The sequence below is a fragment of the Streptomyces sp. NPDC032822 genome (genome assembly GCF_055578825.1).
In genome coordinates this window covers 1-23155 of the sequence record NZ_JBVIOL010000040.1, presented here as the reverse complement: position 1 = coordinate 23155, position 23155 = coordinate 1, and the positions used below count along the sequence as shown (strand labels likewise).

The following is a 23155-nucleotide window of genomic DNA, read 5'->3' as shown; positions in this document are numbered from 1 at the left end:
CCTTCCTGCCTCCCCCCTCCACCCCCTCCCTCCTCCTCTCAGGCCTTCTTCCCCACAGCCGCGTACACGTTGATGTCGGCGTCGGTCACATCGTTGATGTCGGCGTACCGCACCTTCTCGATGTCATCGAGCTCCGCGAGGTACGACGCCTCGGGCTGCTCGGGCACCGGGGCCGCGTCGTCGGCCCGCCAGTGGTGGGCGGGCACGACACCCGGCTCGGCGAGCTCAAGGGAGCTCTCGGCGAAGAACCGCTCGACCTCCGCCCGGGACCGCAGCACGAACGTGAACCCCCGCTCGGTGTACGTCCGCTGCACCGCGCGGATGTTCTCCGGATTGAGGTCCTCCGTCAGATGACTGAGCACCACCCGGCTGCCGGCGGGCAGCGCGTCGACGAGGCCGCGCACGATCGGGTACGCCTCCTCGTCCTCGACGAAGTGCAGGATCGCGACCAGGCACAGCGCGATCGGCCGGTCGAAGTCCAGCGTCTTCCCGGCCTGTTCGAGGATGTGCGCCGGGTCCTTGAAGTCGGCGTCGATGTAGTCCGTACGCCCTTCGGGACCGCTCGTCAGCAGGGCGCGCGCATGTGTGAGAACGACCGGGTCGTTGTCGACGTACACGACCCGCGAGTCCGGGGAGACGCGCTGGGCGATCTGGTGGACGTTCTCCGCGGTGGGCAGCCCGGTGCCGATGTCGAGGAACTGGTGGATGCCGTCCTCCTGGGCGAGCGTGTTCACGGCCCGGCGCAGGAAGTCGCGGTTGTGGCGTACGTCGAGGTAACCGCGCGGATTGGCGGTGAGCGCGGCGGCGGCAGCGGCACGGTCGACGGGGTAGTTGTCCTTACCGCCGAGGAAGACGTCGTAGACCCGGGCCGGGTGCGCCTTGGTGGTGTCGATCCTCCTTCTCAGTTCGGCGGGGTCCTGGCTGAGGGCGTCACCGGACATGGCGTCTCCTCGAAGAGTCGGTGGCAGAGAGGTCAACAACCTAACTCCCAGCGGCACTTGATGGTGCCCACTGTCACTTTTCACAGAACCCCACCATCCGACGTCCCACACCCCGTCCCGGGAACCACACATCCCCGCAGGTCACCAGGCACACCCTCACCCCAGCGTCCCGAATCCCCCACACCCCCTGGCCCCCACCCCACCAAGCCCCACACGCTGTACCCACCCACCCACACCACCCCTTCCCGCCCCTCCCCTCCCGCCCCTCCCCCGTTTCCCCCTTCCCCTCCGTCGAAGGAAAGGCCAGCGCCCCCATGCCCGCCCGCACCCGCCGCCACCGCCACCTCCTCGCCGCCACCGCCCTCACGCTCCTCGCGCTCGTGCTGACGGGCTGCAAGGACGGAACAGGCGTACGCGACGAGGGCCCCTCGACAACAACCCCCAAAACCCCCACCTCCCCCACCTCCACCTCCCCCTCCTCCTTCACCTCTCCCGCCTCCCCCTCGCCCTCCCTCCCGCCCTCCTCCTCGGCGAACTGAGAACGCCAAAGGCCGCCCGGCACCAGCCGGACGGCCTTTGAAGACAGCTGAAGACAGAAGTCAGAATTCAGCGGTGGGACGTCGCATCTCGACGTCAGACGAGAGCGGGGGCTTCCTTCGGGTTCGGACCGAACCTGTTGGCACCCGCCTCGCTGTCACCGCACAGGAAGACCAGCATCACGATGGCGCCGACCAGCGGCACCAGGCTGATGAAGATCCAGCCACCGGAGCGGCCGGTGTCGTGCAGACGACGGAACGAGACCGCGAGGCTCGGCACCAGGATCGCCAGGTAGAAGACCACGGCGATGATCGGCTGCTTGACCGCGAGGCCGATGACCAGGAACACGACGTAGAAGATGCTGACGAACAGCGTGTACATCCAGTATTCCTTGCGGCGCGCACGCCCACTGAATACCGCGTACTTCTTGAGCGCCTCGATGAACCAGCTCATTGCGTCCCCCCAGGGATCGACGTAAGACCCCTCCGAACGGATCAGGCCAGGCGCAGAAGATATGGAAGCTGACGGGAACTCGTCAATTCGTTACATCTGCCCAGTTCCCCGCACCGAACGCACCACGGAACCGGAAGCATCGCCTCCCCCGAGGGTCGTTTTCCGGACAGACCCACAGAAGGCCACCACCTCAACCCCCGAAGGCCACCTGAAAGCCACAGGTCACACCCCGCACACTCCCCGCACCGAGTTCGGTCCGTAGCCGGACCGAGTTCGAACCGTTGTGTCCCGAGAGCACCCGAGAGTGCCGCTTTCGCGTCCGCCGGGACCCGTCACAGCAGCCGCTGGGCGACCTCCGTGGCCCAGTAGGTGAGGATGTTCTGCGCACCGGCCCGCTTGATTCCGGTCAGCGCCTCCAGGATGGCCCGGTCCCGCTCGATCCACCCCTTCTCGGCGGCGGCCTCGATCATCGAGTACTCCCCGGAGATCTGGTAGGCGGCGACCGGCACGTCCACGGAGTCGGCGACCCGCGCCAGGACGTCCAGATACGGCCCCGCGGGCTTCACCATCACCATGTCGGCCCCCTCCTCCAGATCGAGGGCCACCTCCCGCAGCGACTCCCGCGCGTTCGCAGGATCCTGCTGGTACGTCTTCCGGTCCCCCTTCAGCGAGGACCCGACGGCCTCCCGGAAGGGCCCGTAGAACGCGGAGGCGTACTTGGCCGTGTAGGCGAGCACGGCGACATCGGTCCGTCCGATCTGATCCAGGGCGTCCCGGACGACCCCGATCTGGCCGTCCATCATCCCGCTGGGCCCCACCACATGGGCGCCGGCGTCGGCCTGGACCTGTGCCATCTCGGCGTACCGCTCAAGGGTCGCGTCGTTGTCGACCCGCCCTTCCGCGTCAAGGACGCCGCAGTGCCCATGGTCAGTGGTCTCGTCGAGGCACAGATCGGACATGACGAGCAGCTCGTCACCGACCTCGGCCCGCACATCACGGAGGGCGACCTGGAGAATCCCGTCCGGATCGGTCCCGGGCGTCCCCACCGCGTCCTTCTTCGACTCCTCCGGCACGCCGAACAGCATGATCCCGGAGATCCCGGCCGCCACCGCCTCCGCGGCCGCCTTCTTCAACGTGTCCCGCGTGTGCTGCACCACCCCGGGCATCGCCGCGATCGGCACCGGCTCGGCGACGCCCTCCCGTACGAAGGCCGGGAGGATGAAGTCGGCGGGATGCAGCCGGGTCTCGGCAACCATGCGCCGCATGACGGGGCTGGTCCGCAACCGCCGAGGCCGCGAGCCGGGAAAGGATCCATACGTCGTCATACCACCACGCTACGCCCGCCCCAACCCCCCCTTTACCGACGCCCCGTCGGCCCCCACCACCAACGCAACCCCACCCTGGGAACTCCGCCCCAGCCCCCGGGACCTGTGCCCACCCACCACCCAACGCGGCAGGCCAAGAGGTGACCGACCCTGGGGGCTCCGCCCCCAGACCCCCGGTCCTATGCCCACCCACCGCCCGACTCGGTCGGCCAAGAGGTGGACGTCGAAAGGCCCCCCGCAGCCCCGTCGTACGGCGGCAAGGGGACGTGTCGGGGGGTGTTCGCCCGCAGTGGACTGCGCGGTCAACGCCGGTACCTCTTCGAGAAACAGCCTCCGCGCCGTTCCGAGGACGGACACCCCCCGACGCGGCCCCGACCCCACCCCCCACATGCGCCCCCCACCTCACAGGTCCAAGCTGAAAGAGCAAGCCTCCCGCCCCAGGAGGACACCATGACCACCACCCACCCCACCCCCCACCTCTTCGCCCTCTCCGACATCCAGGGCCCGGTCCTACGCCCCGGCGAGGACGGCTACGCCGACGAGGTGACCGGCTTCAACCTGGCCGCCCTGCACACCCCCGACATCGTCGTAGGAGCAACCAGCACCGCCGACATCGTCGCGGCCCTGCGCTGGGCCTCCGCCACCCACACCCCGGTAGCCGTCCAGGCCACCGGCCACGGCGCCAACTTCCCCATACCCGGCGGCCTCCTGATCACGACCCACCGCATGACCGACGTCACCACAGACCCGGCCACCCACACCGCCACAGCCGCCGCAGGCGCAAAGTGGCGGCACGTCTTGGACGCCGCCGCCCCTCACGGCCTCGCCGCCCTCTCCGGCACCTCCACGGACGCCGGCGTGGTCGGCTACACCCTCGGCGGCGGCCTCCCCGTCCTGGGCCGCACCTACGGCTACGCGGCCGACCTGGTCCACTCCTTCCGCGTCGTCACCCCGGACGGCACCCTCCACGAGGCGACCAAGGACACGGAGCCCGAACTGTTCTGGGCGCTACGCGGCGGAAAGGGCAACGTAGGGGTGGTCACGGACCTGACGTTCGACCTGCTCCCGCTCCCCCGCCTCCTCGGCGGCGGCATCTACGCCCCGGGCGAGCACACCGAACCCCTCCTCCGCACCTGGGCGGAGTGGACACGCACCGTGCCGAACGAGATGTGCAGCGCGTTCAGCCTCCTGCGCCTGCCCCCGATCCCCCAGATCCCGGAGCCCCTGCGCGGCGGCTTCTGGGCAAGGGTGGCGATCGCCTGGACCGGCGACACCCAGGAGGGCGAGCGTCTCGTCGAGCCGCTCCGCGAGGCCGCCCCCATCGCCGTCGACACGGTCGAGGAGATGGAGTACGCGGCACTGGACCGGATCTACATGGAGCCCCAGGACCCGCTCCCCGCCCGGGAGTCCTGCGCGCTGCTCCACGATCTGACCCCGGACGCCATCGACACGTTCCTGACGCAGGCGGGCCCGGCCGCGGCGGCGGACTACCCGCTGCTTCTGGTGGAGCTCCGTCACATGGGCGGCGCGCTGTCCCGCCCGGCGGCCGTGGAGGACGCGATCTGTGCCCGCGACGCCGCCTACTTCCTGGAGACGGTGGCGATCCTGGCCGCCCCGCCGGCCGCGGAGGCCGTGGAACAGGCGACGACGGCCCTCCAGGGGGCGATGGCCCCGTTCGGCACGGGCCGCACGATGGTCAACATCCACGGCACGCCGGGCGACGAGCAGGACAGGGCCCGGGCCTGGACCCCGGAGGTCTACGCCCACCTGCGACGGGCCAAGTCGACCTACGACCCGGCGAACCTGCTGCGCTACGGCCACACGGTGACCCCGGCCTGACAACCCGGACCGAAGTCACCGCACAGCACCCGCGCCCCTCACTGAGCCACGGGACCACAGGACCCCGTGGCCACAGGACCCCGTGGCCACATGGCCCCAAGGCCACGCGGGCCCCAGGCCACCCACCCCGTTCGGTCAGGTGGTCGTGCGCCGCCGCCGAGCCCCCGGCCGCCGCTCACTGGGCCGGGTCACCGGATCCCCGGCTTCGAGCGCCGCGGCACGCCGCCGCAGCCCGAAGTCGGCCAGCGCCTCGGCGAGCCGGTGCACGGAAGGCTCCGGAGCCATGACGTCGACCCGCAGCCCGTGTTCCTCGGCGGTCTTGGCCGTGGCGGGCCCGATACACGCGATGATCGTCACGTTGTGCGGCTTCCCGGCGATGCCCACCAGGTTCCGCACGGTGCTGGACGACGTGAAGAGAACGGCGTCGAACCCTCCGCCCTTGATGGCCTCCCGCGTCTCGGCGGGAGGCGGCGAGGCCCGCACGGTGCGATAGGCCGTCACGTCGTCGACCTCCCACCCGAGCTCGATCAGCCCGGCGACCAGCGTCTCCGTGGCGATGTCGGCCCGCGGCAGGAACACCCGATCGATCGGATCGAAAACGGGATCGTACGGAGGCCAGTCCTCCAGCAACCCGGCGGCCGACTGCTCCCCACTGGGCACCAGATCAGGCTTCACACCGAAGGCGATCAACGCCTTGGCGGTCTGTTCCCCCACCGCGGCGACCTTGATCCCCGCGAAGGCGCGCGCGTCGAGCCCGTACTCCTCGAACTTCTCCCGCACCGCCTTGACCGCGTTCACGCTGGTGAAGGCGATCCACTCGTAGCGGCCCGTCACCAGACCCTTCACGGCCCGCTCCATCTGCTGGGGCGTCCGCGGCGGCTCGACGGCGATGGTCGGCACCTCGTGCGGCACGGCCCCGTAGGACCTCAGCTGGTCGGAGAGCGAGGCCGCCTGCTCCTTGGTCCGCGGTACGAGGACCTTCCAGCCGAACATCGGCTTGGACTCGAACCACGAGAGCTGCTCACGCTGAGCCGCGGCGGACCGCTCGCCGACCACGGCTATCACCGGCCGCCCGCCTTCGGGCGACGGCAGCACCTTGGCCTGCTTCAGTGTCTGCGCGATGGTGCCGAGCGTCGCGGTCCAGGTCCGCTGACGCGTGGTCGTGCCGGCGACGGTGACGGTCATCGGCGTATCGGGCTTGCGTCCGGCGGACACCAGCTCACCGGCGGCCGCGCCGACGGAGTCGAGGGTCGTCGACACGACCACGGTCCCGTCGGACGCCCCCACCTCCGTCCAGCACCGGTCGGAGGCGGTCCGCGCGTCCACGAACCGGACGTCGGCGCCCTCGGCGTCGCGCAGCGGTACACCGGCGTAGGCGGGCACGCCGACGGCCGCGGCCACCCCGGGTACGACCTCGAACGGCACCCCGGCGGCGGCGCACGCCAGCATCTCCTCGGCGGCGTACGCGTCGAGCCCGGGGTCCCCGGACACCGCACGTACGACCCGCCTGCCGCCCCGTGCGGCCTCCATGACAAGATGTGCGGCATCCCGCACGGCGGGGACACCGACGACTGTTGACGAACCGTCAACAACCGTTAGTTGAGGGGCACCTGTGCCCGGAGTCGGACCGGTGGACAGACCGGACGACGGATCCACACCGGGATCCGCGTCCGTGTTCACCACGGCGACGCCGGACCTGGCGTGCGCACGTACGACGTCGAGCACTTCGTGCTCGGCGACGAGAACGTCCGCGTGCGCCAGCGCCTCGACGGCGCGAAGAGTAAGTAGTCCCGGATCCCCGGGTCCGGCACCAAGGAAGGTGACGTGCCCGTGGTCCGGACCGGCAGGAAGAGTGGTGGGGCTCACTGTGCTCGCTCCCCCATCAGACCGGCCGCGCCCTGGGCAAGCATCTCGGCAGCGAGTTCGCGACCGAGCGCCATTGCCTGGTCGTACGTCTCGGGCACGGGACCGGTGGTGGACAACTGCACCATCCGCGAGCCGTCGGTCGTGCCGACGACGCCGCGCAGGCGCATTTCCTTGACAATCTGCCCGTCGGCCAACAGGTCGGCCAACGCACCCACAGGTGCGCTGCAACCGGCCTCCAGGGCGGCGAGCAGTGATCGTTCGGCGGTCACGGCGACCCGCGTGAACGGGTCGTCGAGCTCGCCGAGCGCTGCGATCAGGTCCGCGTGGTCCGCGGCACATTCGATCGCGAGTGCTCCCTGGCCGGGAGCGGGCAAAACCGTGTCGACCGACAGGAAGTCAGTCACTTCATCAGCACGACCAATCCGATTCAGACCAGCCGCAGCCAGCACAACCGCATCAAGCGAACCATCGCGCACGAACCCGATCCGTGTATCCACGTTCCCGCGGATCGCAACCGTCTCGATATCCAGCCCGTGGCTCCGCGCGTATGCGTTCAGCTGGGCCATCCGCCGCGGCGAGCCCGTCCCGATCCGCGCCCCGCGGGGCAGATCGGTGAACTTCAGCGCGTCCCGGGCGACGATCACGTCCCGCGGGTCCTCGCGCAACGGCACGGCGGCCAGCGCCAGTTCCTCGGGATGGGTGGTCGGCAGGTCCTTCAGCGAGTGGACCGCGAAGTCGACCTCGCCGCGCTGCAGCGCGTCCCGCAGCGCGGTCACGAAGACCCCGGTGCCGCCGATCTGCGTGAGCTGTTCCCTCGACACGTCTCCGTACGTGGTGATCTCGACGAGCTCGACGGGCCGTCCGGTCACCTGGCTCACGGCGTCCGCCACTTGCCCGGACTGGGCCCGGGCGAGTCTGCTTCGCCTCGTCCCCAGTCTCAATGCCTTGCTACTCATGCCGGCCCTCGGTTCTTGCTGTTCTCAGGTTCGTCGTCGTCGCGATCGGCCCGGGAGACGGCGGCCACCGTCTCCTGGTCGAGGTCGAACAGGGTCCGCAGCGCGTCCGCGTACCCGGCGCCGCCGGGTTCGGCCGCGAGTTGCTTGACCCGTACGGTCGGCGCGTGCAGCAGCTTGTCGACGACGCGCTTCACGGTCTGGGTGATCTCGGCGCGGTGCTTGTCGTCGAGGCCGGGCAGCCGCCCGTCGAGCCGCGCGATCTCGTTCGCGACGACATCGGCGGCCATGGTCCGCAGTGCGACCACGGTCGGCGTGATGTGCGCGGCCCGCAGTGCGGCGCCGAAGGCCGCGACCTCGTCGGCGACGATCCGGCGGACCTGCTCGACGTCGGCCGCGATGGGACCGGCGGCGGGGGTCCGCTGGTCGGGCCCGGTGGAGGCCTCGGCCAGCGACTCGATGTCCACCAGGCGCGCCCCGAGCAGCCGGTGCACGGCCGCGTCGATGTCGCGGGGCATGGCCAGGTCGAGCAGGAAGAGCGCGGGCTCGGGGCGGGGGATCCCGGCGACGGGTTCGGGCCTGCGGCGTTCGGGCACCCGGCCGACGACGGCCGCGGCGGCGGCCAGCGCGGCGATGGCGTCGGCCTCCTCCGCGGGGTCGAGCACGGTGACCGCACCTGCCGCGGAGGCGGGGTTCTGCTGTCGCGAGGTGCCGTTGTCCACCCAGGCGGCGTGCTGTTCCAGTTCGGCGGCGGCCATCCCGGCCACGGCGGCCTCACCGAGCACGGAGAACCCGGCGGTCGCCTGCTGGACGGCCGGCAGGTCGAGCGGGCAGCCCTCCTCGGCGCCGAGGCTGGTGGGCGGGAGTTCGCCGTGCCCGGCGGCGGCAGGCGACGTACGCCCGACGTCACCGCCGGCCGGCGAAACGGTCCCGCGCTCGGCGACCGGCCGGCCGTCACGGCCCTCGATCGCCGCCGCGACCGCCTCGGCCGTCAGGACCAGGCCGGTCGCGCCCGTACAGGAGACGGCGAGATCGGCACGTGTCAGCTCGACCGGCACCGACTCCATCGGTACCGCGCGGGCCAGCACGTCCGTGTGGTCGCCCTCGCCCGGGCGGTGTCCGTACTGCTCTTCGAGCAGGTGGACGAGGCGCTCGGCACGGTCGGGGGTGCGGTTGGCGACGACGATCTCGGCGACCCCGGCCCGCGCGAGCGTGGCTGCGGCCAGCGAGGACATCGATCCGGCGCCGATGACCAGGGCCTTCTTGCCGCGGACCCACTGCTCGACGGGTGCTCCGGCGGACAGCTGCTCCAGGCCGAAGGTGACCAGGGACTGTCCGGCGCGGTCGATGCCGGTCTCGGAGTGGGCGCGCTTGCCGACCCGCAGGGCCTGCTGGAACAGGTCGTTCAGGAGCCGCCCGGCGCTGTGCAGTTCCTGCGCCTTCGCCAGCGAGTCCTTGATCTGTCCGAGGATCTGCCCTTCCCCGACCACCATCGAGTCGAGGCCGCACGCCACCGAGAACAGGTGGTGGACGGCCCGGTCCTCGTAGTGCACGTACAGGTGGGGCGTGAGTTCGTCGAGGCCGACCCCGCTGTGCTGGGCGAGCAGCGTGGACAGTTCGGCGACGCCGGCGTGGAACTTGTCCACGTCGGCGTAGAGCTCGATGCGGTTGCACGTGGCGAGGAGGGCGGCCTCGGCGGCCGGCTCGGCGCCGACGGTGTCCTGCAGCAGCTTGATCTGGGCGTCCGTGGACAGCGCGGCCCGCTCCAGCACACTGACCGGGGCGCTGCGGTGGCTCAGCCCGACGACGAGGAGACTCATGCCGGCATCACGGCGGGGACGTCCCCGTCTGGCCCTTTGTCGGCGGAGCGCTTGCGGGCGGCGACGGCCTGGACCGCGTCGGCGGCGGCAGCCACCTCGCCGGCCTTGCGCTGCTCGTGGAAGGCGAGGATCTGCAGTTCGATCGAGAGGTCGACCTTGCGTACGTCGACGCCGTCCGGGACGGTCAGCACGGTCGGCGCGAAGTTCAGAATGGAGGTGACCCCGGCGGCCACGAGCCGGTCGCACACCGGCTGGGCGGCACCGGCGGGGGTGGCGATCACCCCGATGGACACGCCGTTGTCCTCGACGATCTTCTCCAGCTCGTCCGCGTGCTGCACGGGAATGCCCGCGACGGGCTTGCCGGCCATCGTCGGATCGGCGTCGATCAGCGCGGCGACCCGGAATCCGCGGGACGCGAACCCGCCGTAGTTGGCGAGGGCGGCGCCGAGGTTGCCGATTCCGACGATCACCACCGGCCAGTCCTGGGTGAGGCCCAGCTCACGGGAGATCTGGTAGACGAGGTACTCGACGTCGTAGCCCACACCACGCGTTCCGTACGAGCCCAGGTACGAGAAGTCCTTGCGCAGCTTCGCGGAGTTGACCCCCGCGGCGGCGGCCAGTTCCTCGGAGGAGACCGTGGGTACCGAGCGCTCCGACAGTGCGGTCAGCGCCCGGAGGTACAGCGGAAGGCGGGCGACGGTGGCCTCGGGAATCCCTCGGCTACGGGTCGCCGGTCGGTGAGTTCGGCCAGTTGCCACGGTGCTCCTGCGGGTAGAGCGGGGCTGTAGGCGGTCACACGCGTCCAGACCGCCCCGTCGAAAGCAGGCTATGTCTTTGTGAACGCGTGCACAAAGATGGTGTCCGATTTGCCCGGCCAACGTGACCGGGGTCACGCGCCCCCGGCGCACGCGTGCGGAACCGGCACATGCGCACCACCGTTCCTCTTCTCTTGGGGGCAAAACCGCACACTCTCCTCTACGATCATCGCCCCCGAGACCAAGTCGCCGTCGATCCTAAGCCAACGCCTTGCGCAGTCGCTCCTCGTTCACACGCCAGAAGGTGTGCTGCTCACCGTCCACGAGGACGACGGGGATCTGCTCCCAGTACCGATCGTGCAGTTGGGCGTCCTGCTCGATGTCCTTCCGCTCCCAGGGCACCCCCAGCTCCCCGCACACCTTCTCGACCACGACCTGTGCGTCATCACACAGATGACACCCGGGCTTGCGGATCAGAGTGACGAGCCGGTCCTGTGGGGCTCGGGAGGCGCTACGCCGAAAGATGGGAGTCATGTCGGCCATTCTCGCGCCTTGTTTAACGGCCAGGTCGCGGAGAGTTCACACCCTCCGAACCTCTCGACTCCGGAACCACCGAACAAACTGGCTATGCTCACGCCATGGCCGCTCTCGGATGGCTCACTCCCCGTAGGCGCTCCGCCACGGCGCGGAGCGTGTTGGCAGGCGAGGCCTCGGCAGAGGCAGCGCGCAAGTCCACGCAGCAGGACGCGGCCGGTACCCCTGGTGCCGTCGGCGCCGAACCGGAGTTCCCGGTGCACGGCGACGCGCACGCCGCCGCCTTCTTCGACCTCGACAACACCGTGATGCAGGGTGCCGCGCTGTTCCACTTCGGACGGGGCCTGCACAAGCGGAAGTTCTTCGAGACCCGCGACCTAGCGAAGTTCGCCTGGCAGCAGGCGTGGTTCCGGCTGGCCGGCGTCGAGGACCCGGAGCACATGCAGGAGGCCCGCGACTCGGCCCTGTCGATCGTCCAGGGCCACCGTGTCTCCGAGCTGATGTCGATCGGCGAGGAGATCTACGACGAGTACATGGCCGAGCGCATCTGGCCCGGCACCCGGGCGCTGGCCCAGGCCCACCTGGACGCGGGTCAGAAGGTGTGGCTGGTCACCGCCGCGCCGGTGGAGATCGCCCAGGTCATCGCCCGCCGCCTCGGACTCACCGGCGCCCTCGGCACGGTCGCCGAGTCGGTCGACGGCGTCTACACGGGCAGGCTGGTCGGCGAGCCCCTGCACGGCCCGGCGAAGGCGGAGGCGGTGCGCGCGCTGACCGCGGCGGAGGGCCTGGACCTGTCCCGCTGCGCCGCCTACAGCGACTCCCACAACGACATCCCGATGCTGTCGCTGGTCGGCCACCCGTACGCGATCAACCCGGACAGCAAGCTGCGCAAGCACGCCCGCAAGCTGGAATGGCGGCTGCGCGACTACCGCACGGGCCGCAAGGCGGCGAAGGTCGGGATCCCGGCCGCGGCCGGCGTGGGCGCGGTGGCGGGCGGTACGGCAGCGGCGATCGCCCTGCACAAGCGGCGTCGCTGACCGCCAATCGCCAGGTCATACCCCGCCACCCCCCTGTCCAGTCACGTTGGCTGCACACGGCCACAACACGCCCCAGACCGGGACGGAAGACGAAGCAAATCGATCAACAACTGATCACCGACCGGTACTTGATCAGCCGCCATTCGGTTACAGAAGCGACGTAATCGATGATTTGAGCAACTGCGTGTAGCAGGGCCTGCACTAAGCGTTATTCTCCTCAGACGCAATCCGGATCCCCTTCCGTCGCTACGACGGGTGAACGGTTCCGCACTGCACGTGATGGAAGCTCTGCCTCTGGGAGTCCCGTGTACCCACACGTCGGGGTTGACGCCTCGGGCCTGGCTACGCTGCGCGCAACGGTCCAAGACCTGTTGCGCGGCTTCGTCCCCACCGCGTACGCCGTCCCCGCCCTTGCCGTTGCCACCACCCCCGTCGGCCCGTGCTACGCGCTCGCCGACGGCAGCGCCGCCGTCGGAAGACGAGGGCGTTCGACCGGTGCCACCACCACTCGCCGTCCCGCCGCGGACAGCGACAGCGCCCGCATGATGGATCTCGTGGAGCGCGCACAGGCCGGCGAGGCCGATGCGTTCGGCCGCCTCTACGACCAGTACAGCGACACCGTGTACCGGTACATCTACTACCGAGTGGGAGGCAAGGCGACCGCTGAGGATCTCACCAGTGAGACGTTCCTGCGCGCACTGCGCCGGATCGGCACGTTCACCTGGCAGGGCCGCGACTTCGGCGCGTGGCTCGTGACCATCGCCCGCAACCTCGTGGCCGACCACTTCAAGTCGAGCCGTTTCCGGCTGGAAGTCACCACCGGCGAGATGCTCGACGCCAACGAGGTCGCGCGCTCCCCCGAGGACTCCGTCCTGGAGTCCCTCTCGAACGCCGCCCTTCTCGACGCCGTACGACGGCTCAACCCCCAGCAGCAGGAGTGCGTGACTCTCCGGTTCCTCCAGGGGCTCTCCGTCGCCGAGACCGCCCGTGTGATGGGCAAGAACGAGGGTGCGATCAAGACCCTCCAGTACCGCGCCGTGCGCACCCTGGCCCGGCTCCTCCCGGAGGACGCGCGCTGAGGGCGCCGGGCGGTGCACGCTCGGTGACTCCCAACTCGCCGTAAGTGAAAGTCGGTTGGGTTCCCGATCCGATCATCCACCGTCCGTAACCCAAGTGCCGCGCCACTCGTTGTGCGGGATGCAGGCTCCCTGTGGTCACTCCCTGGCCGACTTCGATCACTCGATCGAGTGCTCGTGGCCAGGGCGTGCAACCCTCAGGACCCCCTGGGGAGTCGACCGTCTTGACGAGAGGAGGTGCCGCCAGTGATCGCGAACGTATCGGCGCACCGGCGGGCGAACGCCTTCGCCCAGGCCCTGGAGGAGTCCGACCGGGGCACGGCGGCCGAGCAGTCCGAAGGACCACCGCCGTCCCCGGCTGCTGCGGAACAGACCGAGCAGGGTCGCCTGACGGCCCTCGCTACCGGTCTCGATGAACTGCCCAAGCCGCAGCTGGACCCTGAGGTCAAGGTCGTCCAGCGGGCCCAGCTCGTGGCCGCCATGGAGGCCATGCTGCTGGAGGGCACCATGGGAGGCGGTGCCGAGCCCTCGGTACCGGAACAACGCTCCCACCGGACCAAGGGTGCGCACCGGGCGAGCCCCCTGGGCAAGCTCCGACCGCGTTCCCGGCTCACCAAGGGCCTGGCCGCGGGCGGACTCAGCGTCGGGGTCGCCGCCGGCGCCTTCGGCGGTGTCGCCGCGGCCAGCTCGGACGCCCTGCCCGGCGACTCGCTCTACGGCCTCAAGCGCGGCATCGAGGACTTCAAGCTCACCTACATGTCCGAGGGCGACGACGAGCGGGGCGTGGCCTATCTCGACCAGGCCTCCACCCGGCTCAACGAGGCCCGCCGGCTGATGGAGCGCGACCGCGGCGGTCACCTCGACCACGAGTCCCTCGGCGAGATCCGCCGCGCCCTGTCCGGGATGCAGCACGACGCCTCCGAGGGTCACCGGCTGCTGACCGCGGCCTACGAGCGCGACCCCGGCTCGCTGGGACCCATGCAGGCCCTGGACAGCTTCTCGCGCTCGCACCGCGACGCCTGGGGGGCGCTCCGCGACCGGCTCCCCGTCCAGCTCGGCGACGTCAGTCAGCAGGTGTCGTCGGTCTTCGAAGCCATAGACGAAGAGGTCGCCCCGCTGCAGTCCCTCCTCCCGCAGCCCCCGGCTCCGGGCAACGGAACCGGGGGACGCAAGGGCTCCGGCCCCGCGTCCTCCGACTCCTCGACCGGCTCCGACCGTTCGTCGGCGCCGAGCACCGGCAAGGGCGGCTCGCCCGACGGCAGCAGCGGCACCGACAGCGACAGTCCCAGTAAGTCGACCGGTTCCGACAGCCCGGACGACGGCCTCCTCGGTGGCAACACCGGCGGCCTCCTCGACCCCCCGAAGGACACCGGCACCACCACCCCGTCCACGACGCCCACCACCCGGCCCGACGTCACCCTCCCCCCGCTCCTCCCCGGCCTGCTGCCCGGCCTGGGCATCGACGCGGAGGACGCGGAGTAGTCCGTACGAGAGTGGGGGCGCCCTTCGTCTGAAGGGCGCCCCCACTCTCGTACGACGCGCTAGAAGAACACCGAGCGGCGTTGCACGAGCAGCTTGTAGAGCGTGTGCTGGATCTGCTCCCTGACCTGGTCGGTGAGGTTGAACATCAGCATCGGGTCCTCGGCCGCCTCCGGCGGATAGCCGTCGGTCGGGATCGGCTCACCGAACTGGATGGTCCACTTGGTCGGCAGGGGGATCGCACCCAGCGGACCGAGCCACGGGAAGGTCGGCGTGATCGGGAAGTACGGGAAGCCGAGCACCCGGGCGAGGGTCTTGGCGTTGCCGATCATCGGATAGATCTCCTCGGCCCCGACGATCGAGCACGGAACGATCGGGGCGCCCTGGCGCAGTGCCGTCGACACGAAGCCGCCGCGGCCGAAACGCTGGAGCTTGTAGCGCTCGCTGAAGGGCTTGCCGATGCCCTTGAAGCCCTCGGGCATCACCCCGACCAGCTCGCCCTTGGCCAACAGCCGTTCGGCGTCCTCCGCGCAGGCCAGGGTGTGACCGAGCTTGCGGGCCAGTTCGTTGGCCACCGGCAGCATGAAGACCAGGTCCGCGGCCAGCAGCCGCAGATGCCGGTCCGCCGGGTGGTGGTCGTGCACGGCGACCTGCATCATCAGGCCGTCCATCGGCAGCGTCCCCGAATGGTTCGCGACGATCAGCGCCCCGCCCTCGGCCGGGATGTTCTCGACGCCCTTCACCTCGACCCGGAAGTACTTCTCGTACAACGGGCGCAGCAGGGACATCAGGACCTGGTCGGTCAACTCCTCGTCGTAGCCGAAGTCGTCGACCTCGTAGTCACCGGTGAGCCGGCGGCGCAGGAAGGCGAGGCCGCCCGCGATGCGCTGCTCCAGGCCGCCGGTGTCCTGCGGCTTCTCGGCCGACTCTTCCTCACGCGTCACAGGAACATCATCCTGCGCAAAAGCCCTGTTGGGCAGGGGCTGGACCTCGCGGACCGGTCCGGGATCGCCCTTGCGCCGGCTTCCCGCGCCCCGGCGCCGCGACGGCCGCTGCACGGCGCTCCCGCGGGACCGGTCGTCGTCGAACGGAATGACCTTGGCGTCCGCCATCGTTGATGCGCTCCTCAGTTGGCGCTCTGCGTCGGGGGGTGGCCGCCGCCCGCCAGGGGCAGCGCGGCGATCCGGTCGACGGCCCCCGCGAGGGCCTCCGGCGGCAGCAGTCCGGGGCCGCGGCTGCGTGCGAAGTCCGCGAAGGTCTCCGCCGTCGTGTACTTCGGCTTGAACCCGAGCGTCTCACGCATCTGGTTCGTCGCCACGACCCGGCCGTGGGTGAGCAGCCGGATCTGTTCGGGCGAGAAGTCCGTCATGCCCAGCGTACGTACCAGGGAGCCCGCCCAGGTGACCGCGGGGAGCAGCAACGGCACCGTGGGCCGGCCGAGCCGCCGCGAGCACTGCGAGAGCAACAGCGCCCCGTCCCCGGCGATGTTGAAGGTGCCGCTGTTGAGCGTGCCCCGCTCCGGTTCGTGCGCGCCGATCCGCAGCACCTCGATCACGTCGTCCTCGTGCACGAACTGCAGCCGGGGGTCGTAGCCCAGCACGGTCGGCAGGATCGGCAGCGCGAAGTACGCGGCGAGCGGGGTCTCGGCGGTCGGGCCGAGGATGTTGGCGAACCGCAGCACGCACACCGCGACGTCCGGCCGCCGCCTGGCGAAGCCGCGCACATACCCCTCGACCTCGACCGCGTCCTTGGCGAACCCGCCGCTGGGCAGCGACTTCGGCGGGGTCGTCTCGGTGAAGACGGCGGGGTCGCGCGGCGCGGAACCGTAGACGTTGGTACTGGACTTCACCACCAGCCGCTTCACCGTCGGCGACTTCTGGCAGGCGCCGAGCAGCTGCATGGTGCCGATGACGTTGGTCTCCTTGACGGAGGTCCGGCTGCCGGTGCCGAGCGCGGTCCCGGTGACGTCCAGGTGCACGACCGTGTCCGCGGACGTCTCGGCGAGCACCCGCGCGATGCCGGGCTGCCGGATGTCGGCCTGGACGAAGTCGGCGCCGCCCAGATGGTGCTCGGGGGGAACCGCGTCCACGGCGATGACCCGGTCCACCTGCGGGTCACGCTGGATCCGTCGTACGAACCGGCCCCCCAGTTGACGAGCCACTCCGGTCACGAGCACGACCTTGCCCAAGATCAGCGCCTTCCTTCCAGCCCATCCTGCACGCGTACCCATCCGGCACTCGTAAGCCTGTCGTGTTCCCCGTGTGCCGCCAACCTAGCGGTTCGATGTTGCGCTGTGATGACCGCCCACTGCGCGAAGTGACGACATCCGGCCGGTCCTTGGCCTCGATACGCGTGTGGCCCCCCACCGCCATGGATGGGGGGCCACATCACGCTGCTTTCGCGGCGTCGCCTACTTCTTGTTGCGACGCTGAACGCGCGTGCGCTTGAGCAGCTTGCGGTGCTTCTTCTTGGCCATCCGCTTGCGCCGCTTCTTGATAACAGAGCCCACGACTACCCTCGCTCACTTCTCATCACTCGGCGTTGGGCGCCATGGGCCCATACGACCTACAAGGGGCCAGCCTACCCGCCCGAGCGCTGAGGTCGTAATCGAGGGAGACCGGGGTGATCCAGGAGTGCCCTGAGGATCCCCCCGGACCACCGTCGTCAGGCGGTTTCCACCCCCACATAGCTCTCGCGAAGGTACTCGTGAACCGCATTCTCCGGGACGCGGAAGGACCGCCCCACCCGGATCGCGGGCAGATGACCGCTGTGCACCAAGCGGTACACGGTCATCTTCGACACTCGCATCACCGAGGCGACTTCCGCCACGGTAAGGAACTGAACCTCGCTCAGAGGCCTCTGCTCAGCAGCCATGACACACCTGAACCTTCCGCACTCGACGGTCACCGGCTTCCCCTTCCGGTGACTCTTCGTCGTTGCGTGCTCACTCCCCAATGTAGGGGCGGGTGATGCAAGTGGGGAAGAGGTGCACCCATCGGCGGCCTACTGTGACAGACACGCTCGATTGAGTACGTAGCGGGTCAGCGGCCGGTAGTAATCAGACCGCACAGCGTCATCAAGTGGAACGACGACGGACACGACCCCCTCCGCCTCCCCGACAAAGAGGGCGGGGTCATCCGTATCCGCCAGCCCAATGGCCTCAAACCCCAGCTGACCTGCTCCGCAGACCCACCCGTGGTCTCCGATGACAAGCTCGGGAAGGGGCCCGCCGGCCTCCGCCGCCGCGGCCAGCGCGACCCGAACCGGGAGGGGTGAGTGACTGTGCGCGCCGGTCGCACCACCGGAGCTCAGCACCCCCGGTTCCCGCACCAGCGCGACGCCTCGTACGTAGTCAAGGTTGTACGTGCGTAGACCGAACCGGGTCGTTATGTCGACAGAGTGACCCCCCGCAGGGGTGAGGACGGTACATCCCGCCGCCGACAGCGCGTCCGCCAAGGCGGCGTAGAAGCCGAGCAGTCGATGAGGATGACCGGTCCCCAGGAGCACGGTCGCCCGGCGCCGGGCGACCGCCTCGATCCGCTCGGCGAAGGCATCCAGCGCGACCAGGGTCCGCTCGGGATCAATCACATCACGACCCTCCACATGCCGGAGATCACCCGAAACCCCACATTTGTCCGCCATCAAACCGATCAAATCCCGCTGCCCCCAGGACCATTCGGGATCAAGCCCGATCAACACCCGAGGATCCCGAGCAGCGAACAACCGATAACTCCGCAGACTCTCCTCCCGCGAGGTGGCCACCCTCCCGGCCAACCCCGAGGCAAGCAGATGCGCGCGCAGCGCGCCGACACTCAACACGGAACCGATGCTGACGCCCCCACCCCACCCACGAACCACGAACACGAAAACACCGCACAGTTGGCGTAACCCCACCCACCCCGCTCCATCCCGTCCGGCGTTTGAGGACGAGGCCCCTACAGGGCCGAAGCGGGACCTGGGGCGGCAGCCCCAGCGGGGTGCGGGGCAGACACAGGGACGGACCCGGTGAGGGGCGCAGGGAACGAAGTCCCGGGCAGAGCCCTTCAGCCGGTCCCACCCCAGTCCCCGGCAACCAGGCCCCTGCGAGGGGTACAGGCGACGAACTCCCCGCCGAGGTACGAGGGGCGGAACCCTTCAAGGCCGCCTGCCCCAGTCCCCGACAGCCGGCCCGCACAGGGCGCAGGGGACGAACTCCCCGCCCAGCACAGGGACAGAGCCCCGCGAGGGGGCCCGACCCCGCTGCCCGGTGGCCAGCCCTGTGGGGGGGTGCAGGGGACGCGGTCCCCCGCCAGAGCACAGGGGCTGAGCCCCCCGGCAGGGGTACAGGGGACGCAGTCCCCGCGGGGGTTGAGGGGCGGAGCCCCGCAAGGGGTGCAGGGGACGCAGTCCCCGCGGGGGTTGAGGGGCGGAGCCCCGCAAGGGGTGCAGGGGACGCAGTCCCCGCTCGGGGTTCAGGGGCGGAGCCCCTGGGTGGGGTCGAAGGGGCGGAGCTCCTGGGGACGGGACGGGAAGGGGCGGCGGGGGCGGAGAGCACCCGGCGCGCACCCCCACCCCCTACGCCAACATCCCCCGCAACGGAAACACCGCCCGCCGAGCAGCCACCACCGCCTGATCCAACCGATCCGCGGGGTCGTACCCCGCCTCCCACCCCGCCCAGGCCACCGGCCACCGCCCATCAGTCATCCGCACCGGCCCCAACTGCCGCGTCCGAGCGAACACTTCCTGCCGCCACCCCTCAGGAATCACCGCCGCAGGCTCAATCTCCCGCCCGGCGGCGATCCCCACCAGATGAGTCCACGACCGCGGCACCACATCCACCACCGCGTACCCGCCCCCACCCAGCGCGACCCACCGCCCACCGGCGTACTCGTGCGCCAGCTCATGACAGGCCACCTGCACGGCCCGCTGCGCATCGAGCGACACAGCCAGATGCGCCAACGGATCCTCGAAGTGCGTATCCGCCCCGTGCTGAGTCACCAACACCTGCGGCCGAAAGTCGGCGATCACCTCGGGCACCACGGAGTGAAACGCCCGCAGCCACCCCGCGTCCCCGGTCCCCGCCGGCAGCGCGACATTCACCGCCGTCCCCTCCGCACACTCCGCCCCGGTCTCCTCCGGCCACCCGGTCTGCGGAAACAACGTACGAGGATGCTCGTGCAGCGACACGGTCAGAACCCGCGGGTCCTCCCAGAACGCCGCCTGCACCCCGTCCCCGTGATGGACGTCGACGTCCACATAGGCAACCCGCTCGGCCCCGAGCTCCAGCAACCGGGCGATGGCCAGGGAGGCGTCGTTGTAGATGCAGAACCCCGACGCGCCCCCGGGCATCGCATGGTGCAGCCCACCCGCGAAGTTCACCGCGTGCAGCGCGTCCCCCCGCCACACAGCTTCCGCGGCGCCGACCGACTGTCCCGCGATCAACGCGGACGCCTCATGCATCCCCGCGAAGGCCGGATCATCGGCGGTGCCGAGCCCGTACGCCGGATCCGCCGCCCCGGGGTCCACGGAAGCCGCTTTCACGGCCTCGACGTAGTCCTCCCGGTGCACCAGCCGCAGCGTCGACTCCCCGGCCGGCTTGGCCGCCACGACGTCCATCTCCCGGTCCAGCCCGAAGGCCTGCACGAGACTCCAGGTCAGGGCGAGCCGAACCGGATCCATCGGATGATCCGGACCGAAGTCATAGCCCGTTACTGCCTCGTCCCACATCAGCTGTGCGCGGCCGCTCATGCCCGCCACCGTATCGGTCCGGTTGAGCGGCGAACGACCGGGCGTACACGAGCGTCACCAGCACCAACACCATCGGCACGAGCATCGCCCCGCGATAACTCCAGGCATCGCCCAGGGCCCCCACCAACGGCGACCCGACCAGGAACCCGACGTAGTTGAAGACGTTGAGCCGAGCCACCGCCGCGTCGGACGCCCCCGGGAACAGCCGCCCCGCCGCCGCGAAGGTCTGCGGCACCAGCACACACAACCCCAGCCCCAGCAACGTGAACCCGAGCATCCCCACCCACGGCCCGGGCGCCACCGCCACCACCGCGAACCCCACGGCCGCCACCAACGCCCCCAGCCGTACGACCAGGACCGCCCCGAACCGCCGCACCCCGAGGTCCCCGAGGGCCCGCCCGATCAGCGTGGTCACCATGTACACGTTGTACGGCACGGTCGCCAGCTGCTCACTGCTCCCCAGCACGTCCTGCAGGTACTTCGCGCTCCAGTTGGAGACGGTCGAGTCCCCGATGTACGCGAAACACATCACCAGGCACAGCGGCAGCAGCAACTTGAAGGCGAGGACCCCGCCCTCACTCTTCTCGTCCCCCTCGGCCGCCACCGCATCGGCGTCCGCACCCCGGTCGACGTACCAGCGGCTCCCCACCAGGGCGACCGGCAACAGGACCAGCACCACCGGCAGATACGACACCCACAGCGTCAGATGCCAGTGCGCCCCCACCCACGCCAGCGAGGCCCCCAGAATCCCGCCGAGACTGAACACGGCATGGAAACTCAGCATGATGCTGCGCCCGTACGCCCGCTGCAGGCTCACCCCGAGCATGTTCATCGACGCGTCGAGCGCACCCACGGCGAGCCCGAACGCGGCGAGGGAGACGCCCAGTTCGACCGTCGTGTCCCCCGCACCCACCCCGAGCAGCGCAAGCAGCACGACGGGCTGGGACCAGCGCAGCACCCGGCTGGGCGGTATGCGCTTCACGAGTTGCTCGGTGCTCACGCTCCCGACCCCCGCGAGGATCGGCACAGCCGCGAGGAACGCGGGCAGCAACGCGTCGGAGACCCCGTAACGGTCTTGAATGGCCGGGATCCGCGTCACGAGCAGGGCGAAGGCAACGCCCTGCGCGAAGAAGCTGAACGCCAGCGAGGCCCTACCGCGCCGCAGCACATCAGTCATGGCGGCGAGCGTAAGGCCCCGGCGTACTCGTGGGTAGATCCAGCCAAAGATGAATTTCCCTCAGCTTTACGGCGTCATCGGCCGACAGCGACGCCGGACGCCACGGGAACCCGGCCCGCACCGCTCTCACCAGGGCATTTCAGCTCCGCTTCGAGCATCGCCGCCATCGGTCCGGCGGCCAGGGCCCCGCTGACGACAAACCCGAGAACCATGGCACCGATCATGATCACGTTCCCGAGCCAGACCATCGTGTCCACCGGCAGCGTGTAGGCCCCCACGATCCGCACCACGCATTCCCCGAGCAGCACCACACCCCACACCACCGAGAAGACCCGCTCGAACCGCCGAAAGGCAGCGGATCCCTCCAGCAGCCGCGCCCAGGCGGCCTCCCGCCCCGCGTCCCCCTTCACCAGCCACGGTTTCATGCCGGCGGTCATGGCGGGCCGTCCCAGCAGTACGGAGACGAGCACTCCGATCCCGACCGCACTGCTGACTCCGCTGTCCTTGACCAACATCAACCGCGGATCACCGGCGACAAGACCGAGCAGCAGCCCCACCACGTTGACGAAGAGAATCAGCGCGGCCAGCCCGTTGACCGCCCGTTCCCGCACCGCACTCCACCCGGTCCGCACGGCCGGCACCACACTGCTCCAGCCGAGCGCGGCCAGCGCGCTCATCCCGAACCCGTTCTTCAACAGGTAGTACGACCCGATCGGCACCGCCACATCCATGGCGAGCGGCACAAAGGCGTTCTTCTTCGTCATGCCCTCAGCTTCTCGGGCAACCCCCGGACCCCGGTAGAAACGATCGTCCGGCTCTCGGCATGACAAATGTCAGACCAGCAGGTCTGCCAACTCCCCCATGTCCGAGAAGAGTTGTGTGGCCCCCGTGAGCCGCTCGGCGGGCGTCATGGCGGTGAACCCGTACACGTCCATCCCGGCCGCCACAGCCGCCTGCACCCCCAACGGACTGTCCTCCACAACGACACACCGCTCCGGCGCGACGCCCATCCGCTCGGCCGCGTGGAGGAACAGATCCGGCGCCGGCTTCCCCCGCCCCACGTCCTGCGAACTGAAGACCCGCTCTTCGGCGAACCACCGGTCCAGCCCGGTCTTCCGGTGCCCGACCCGAATCCGCTCATGGCTCCCGGAGGAGGCCACACAGTACGGCACCCCGTCCGCCGCCAACTTCTCCAGGACCTGCACCGCCCCGGTCACCGGCTCCAGCTCCCGCTCGAAGGCCGCGAACACCCGCCCATGAAAGACATCGTCGAAGTCCTCCGGCAACCGCTCCCCCGTACGTTCCCGCACAAGGTCATGGATCCGGTGCATCGCGGACCCCATGTAGTCCCGGATGGACTCCTCGTACGACGTCGGGTGCCCGAGCTCGGTCAGATAGCCGGCCAGGAGCCGGTTGGAGATGGGCTCACTGTCGACGAGAACACCGTCGTTGTCGAAGATGACGAGGTCATAGCGCATGGCTCGACCCTAAACGACCCGGAAAACAGAAAACCCCCGTACCAAAGGGTACGGGGGTTTTCTATAAAGTTTGTTCGGCGGCGTCCTACTCTCCCACAGGGTCCCCCCTGCAGTACCATCGGCGCTGTAAGGCTTAGCTTCCGGGTTCGGAATGTAAC

At 69.9% G+C, this 23155-nt stretch carries 22 protein-coding genes and 1 rRNA gene; 5 read left to right on the top strand and 18 right to left on the bottom strand.

The window, feature by feature from the left end; genetic code table 11:
* Positions 1–38: 38 nt before the first annotated feature.
* Positions 39–941: an SAM-dependent methyltransferase gene (locus tag ACZ5VD_RS43440; RefSeq protein WP_468547796.1), complete on the bottom strand. Its 903-nt coding sequence runs from the start codon at positions 939–941 to the stop codon at positions 39–41.
* Positions 942–1255: 314 nt separating this feature from the next.
* On the opposite strand from ACZ5VD_RS43440, the gene ACZ5VD_RS43435 reads away from it, so the two are divergent.
* Positions 1256–1480, top strand: a complete 225-nt coding sequence (locus tag ACZ5VD_RS43435) for a hypothetical protein (RefSeq protein WP_468685995.1) — start codon at positions 1256–1258, stop codon at positions 1478–1480.
* A gap of 94 nt (positions 1481–1574) precedes the next feature.
* Here ACZ5VD_RS43435 and ACZ5VD_RS43430 read toward each other — a convergent pair whose 3' ends face one another.
* Together ACZ5VD_RS43430 and hemB are read right to left on the bottom strand one after the other, a co-directional pair.
* Positions 1575–1931 (bottom strand): DUF805 domain-containing protein, encoded by a 357-nt coding sequence (locus ACZ5VD_RS43430; RefSeq protein ID WP_468547798.1) that lies wholly within the window; start codon positions 1929–1931, stop codon positions 1575–1577.
* A gap of 332 nt (positions 1932–2263) precedes the next feature.
* On the bottom strand, positions 2264–3256 hold the full coding sequence (gene hemB, locus ACZ5VD_RS43425; RefSeq protein WP_468685994.1) for a porphobilinogen synthase: 993 nt from the start codon (positions 3254–3256) through the stop codon (positions 2264–2266).
* Between the two features lie 450 nt (positions 3257–3706).
* Here hemB and ACZ5VD_RS43420 point away from each other — a divergent pair, with 450 nt between their 5' ends.
* On the top strand, positions 3707–5095 hold the full coding sequence (locus ACZ5VD_RS43420) for an FAD-binding oxidoreductase (RefSeq protein WP_468685992.1): 1389 nt from the start codon (positions 3707–3709) through the stop codon (positions 5093–5095).
* Positions 5096–5230: 135 nt separating this feature from the next.
* Here ACZ5VD_RS43420 and ACZ5VD_RS43415 read toward each other — a convergent pair whose 3' ends face one another.
* The 5 genes from ACZ5VD_RS43415 to ACZ5VD_RS43395 form a co-directional block, all read right to left on the bottom strand.
* A complete protein-coding gene (locus ACZ5VD_RS43415; protein WP_468547801.1) occupies positions 5231–6961 on the bottom strand; it encodes a bifunctional uroporphyrinogen-III C-methyltransferase/uroporphyrinogen-III synthase in 1731 nt (576 codons plus the stop codon).
* The gene (hemC, locus tag ACZ5VD_RS43410) at positions 6958–7917 is read right to left on the bottom strand and encodes a hydroxymethylbilane synthase (RefSeq protein WP_468547802.1); all 960 of its coding nucleotides are present in this window, start codon (positions 7915–7917) and stop codon (positions 6958–6960) included. The genes ACZ5VD_RS43415 and hemC overlap by 4 nt, the downstream gene beginning before the upstream one ends.
* Positions 7914–9734, bottom strand: a complete 1821-nt coding sequence (locus ACZ5VD_RS43405; RefSeq protein ID WP_468685991.1) for a glutamyl-tRNA reductase — start codon at positions 9732–9734, stop codon at positions 7914–7916. Before ACZ5VD_RS43405 ends, hemC begins: the two co-directional genes overlap by 4 nt.
* The gene (locus tag ACZ5VD_RS43400; RefSeq protein ID WP_468547804.1) at positions 9731–10492 is read right to left on the bottom strand and encodes a redox-sensing transcriptional repressor Rex; all 762 of its coding nucleotides are present in this window, start codon (positions 10490–10492) and stop codon (positions 9731–9733) included. The genes ACZ5VD_RS43405 and ACZ5VD_RS43400 overlap by 4 nt, the downstream gene beginning before the upstream one ends.
* Positions 10493–10747: 255 nt before the next feature.
* Positions 10748–11032 carry a glutaredoxin family protein gene (locus ACZ5VD_RS43395; protein ID WP_468547805.1) on the bottom strand — a complete coding sequence of 95 codons (285 nt, stop codon included), beginning with the start codon at positions 11030–11032 and terminating at the stop codon, positions 10748–10750.
* Positions 11033–11127: 95 nt separating this feature from the next.
* On the opposite strand from ACZ5VD_RS43395, the gene ACZ5VD_RS43390 reads away from it, so the two are divergent.
* The 3 genes from ACZ5VD_RS43390 to ACZ5VD_RS43380 all read left to right on the top strand — a co-directional run bounded on the left by ACZ5VD_RS43390 (position 11128) and on the right by ACZ5VD_RS43380 (position 14618).
* Positions 11128–12060 (top strand): HAD family hydrolase, encoded by a 933-nt coding sequence (locus tag ACZ5VD_RS43390; protein WP_468547806.1) that lies wholly within the window; start codon positions 11128–11130, stop codon positions 12058–12060.
* 305 nt (positions 12061–12365) lie between these two features.
* Positions 12366–13139, top strand: a complete 774-nt coding sequence (locus tag ACZ5VD_RS43385; RefSeq protein ID WP_468547807.1) for an ECF subfamily RNA polymerase sigma factor, BldN family — start codon at positions 12366–12368, stop codon at positions 13137–13139.
* Between the two features lie 243 nt (positions 13140–13382).
* Positions 13383–14618, top strand: a complete 1236-nt coding sequence (locus ACZ5VD_RS43380) for a DUF5667 domain-containing protein (protein WP_468685989.1) — start codon at positions 13383–13385, stop codon at positions 14616–14618.
* A gap of 59 nt (positions 14619–14677) precedes the next feature.
* Here the strand turns inward: ACZ5VD_RS43380 and ACZ5VD_RS43375 are convergent, their stop codons facing one another.
* The 10 genes from ACZ5VD_RS43375 to rrf form a co-directional block, all read right to left on the bottom strand.
* Entirely contained in the window at positions 14678–15727 is a 1050-nt protein-coding gene (locus tag ACZ5VD_RS43375; protein ID WP_468685988.1) for a lysophospholipid acyltransferase family protein, read from the bottom strand.
* 14 nt (positions 15728–15741) lie between these two features.
* A complete protein-coding gene (locus ACZ5VD_RS43370; RefSeq protein ID WP_468547810.1) occupies positions 15742–16803 on the bottom strand; it encodes an NAD-dependent epimerase/dehydratase family protein in 1062 nt (353 codons plus the stop codon).
* A gap of 222 nt (positions 16804–17025) precedes the next feature.
* Positions 17026–17124 carry a 30S ribosomal protein bS22 gene (locus tag ACZ5VD_RS43365; protein ID WP_003948845.1) on the bottom strand — a complete coding sequence of 33 codons (99 nt, stop codon included), beginning with the start codon at positions 17122–17124 and terminating at the stop codon, positions 17026–17028.
* Between the two features lie 155 nt (positions 17125–17279).
* Positions 17280–17489, bottom strand: coding sequence for a helix-turn-helix domain-containing protein (locus ACZ5VD_RS43360; RefSeq protein ID WP_016437488.1), 210 nt, complete (start codon positions 17487–17489; stop codon positions 17280–17282).
* A 129-nt stretch (positions 17490–17618) separates the two neighbouring features.
* Positions 17619–18434 carry a phosphatase gene (locus ACZ5VD_RS43355; RefSeq protein ID WP_468685986.1) on the bottom strand — a complete coding sequence of 272 codons (816 nt, stop codon included), beginning with the start codon at positions 18432–18434 and terminating at the stop codon, positions 17619–17621.
* 735 nt (positions 18435–19169) lie between these two features.
* A complete protein-coding gene (locus ACZ5VD_RS43350; protein ID WP_468547812.1) occupies positions 19170–20342 on the bottom strand; it encodes an acetoin utilization protein AcuC in 1173 nt (390 codons plus the stop codon).
* Complete coding sequence (locus tag ACZ5VD_RS43345) at positions 20293–21519, bottom strand: MFS transporter (RefSeq protein ID WP_468685985.1); 1227 nt, start codon at positions 21517–21519, stop codon at positions 20293–20295. Before ACZ5VD_RS43345 ends, ACZ5VD_RS43350 begins: the two co-directional genes overlap by 50 nt.
* Positions 21520–21593: 74 nt before the next feature.
* Positions 21594–22283 (bottom strand): VC0807 family protein, encoded by a 690-nt coding sequence (locus ACZ5VD_RS43340; protein WP_468685984.1) that lies wholly within the window; start codon positions 22281–22283, stop codon positions 21594–21596.
* A gap of 69 nt (positions 22284–22352) precedes the next feature.
* Positions 22353–22997: an HAD family hydrolase gene (locus ACZ5VD_RS43335; RefSeq protein WP_468547815.1), complete on the bottom strand. Its 645-nt coding sequence runs from the start codon at positions 22995–22997 to the stop codon at positions 22353–22355.
* A gap of 72 nt (positions 22998–23069) precedes the next feature.
* Positions 23070–23155 (bottom strand): 5S ribosomal RNA (gene rrf, locus ACZ5VD_RS43330); the annotation flags it as partial.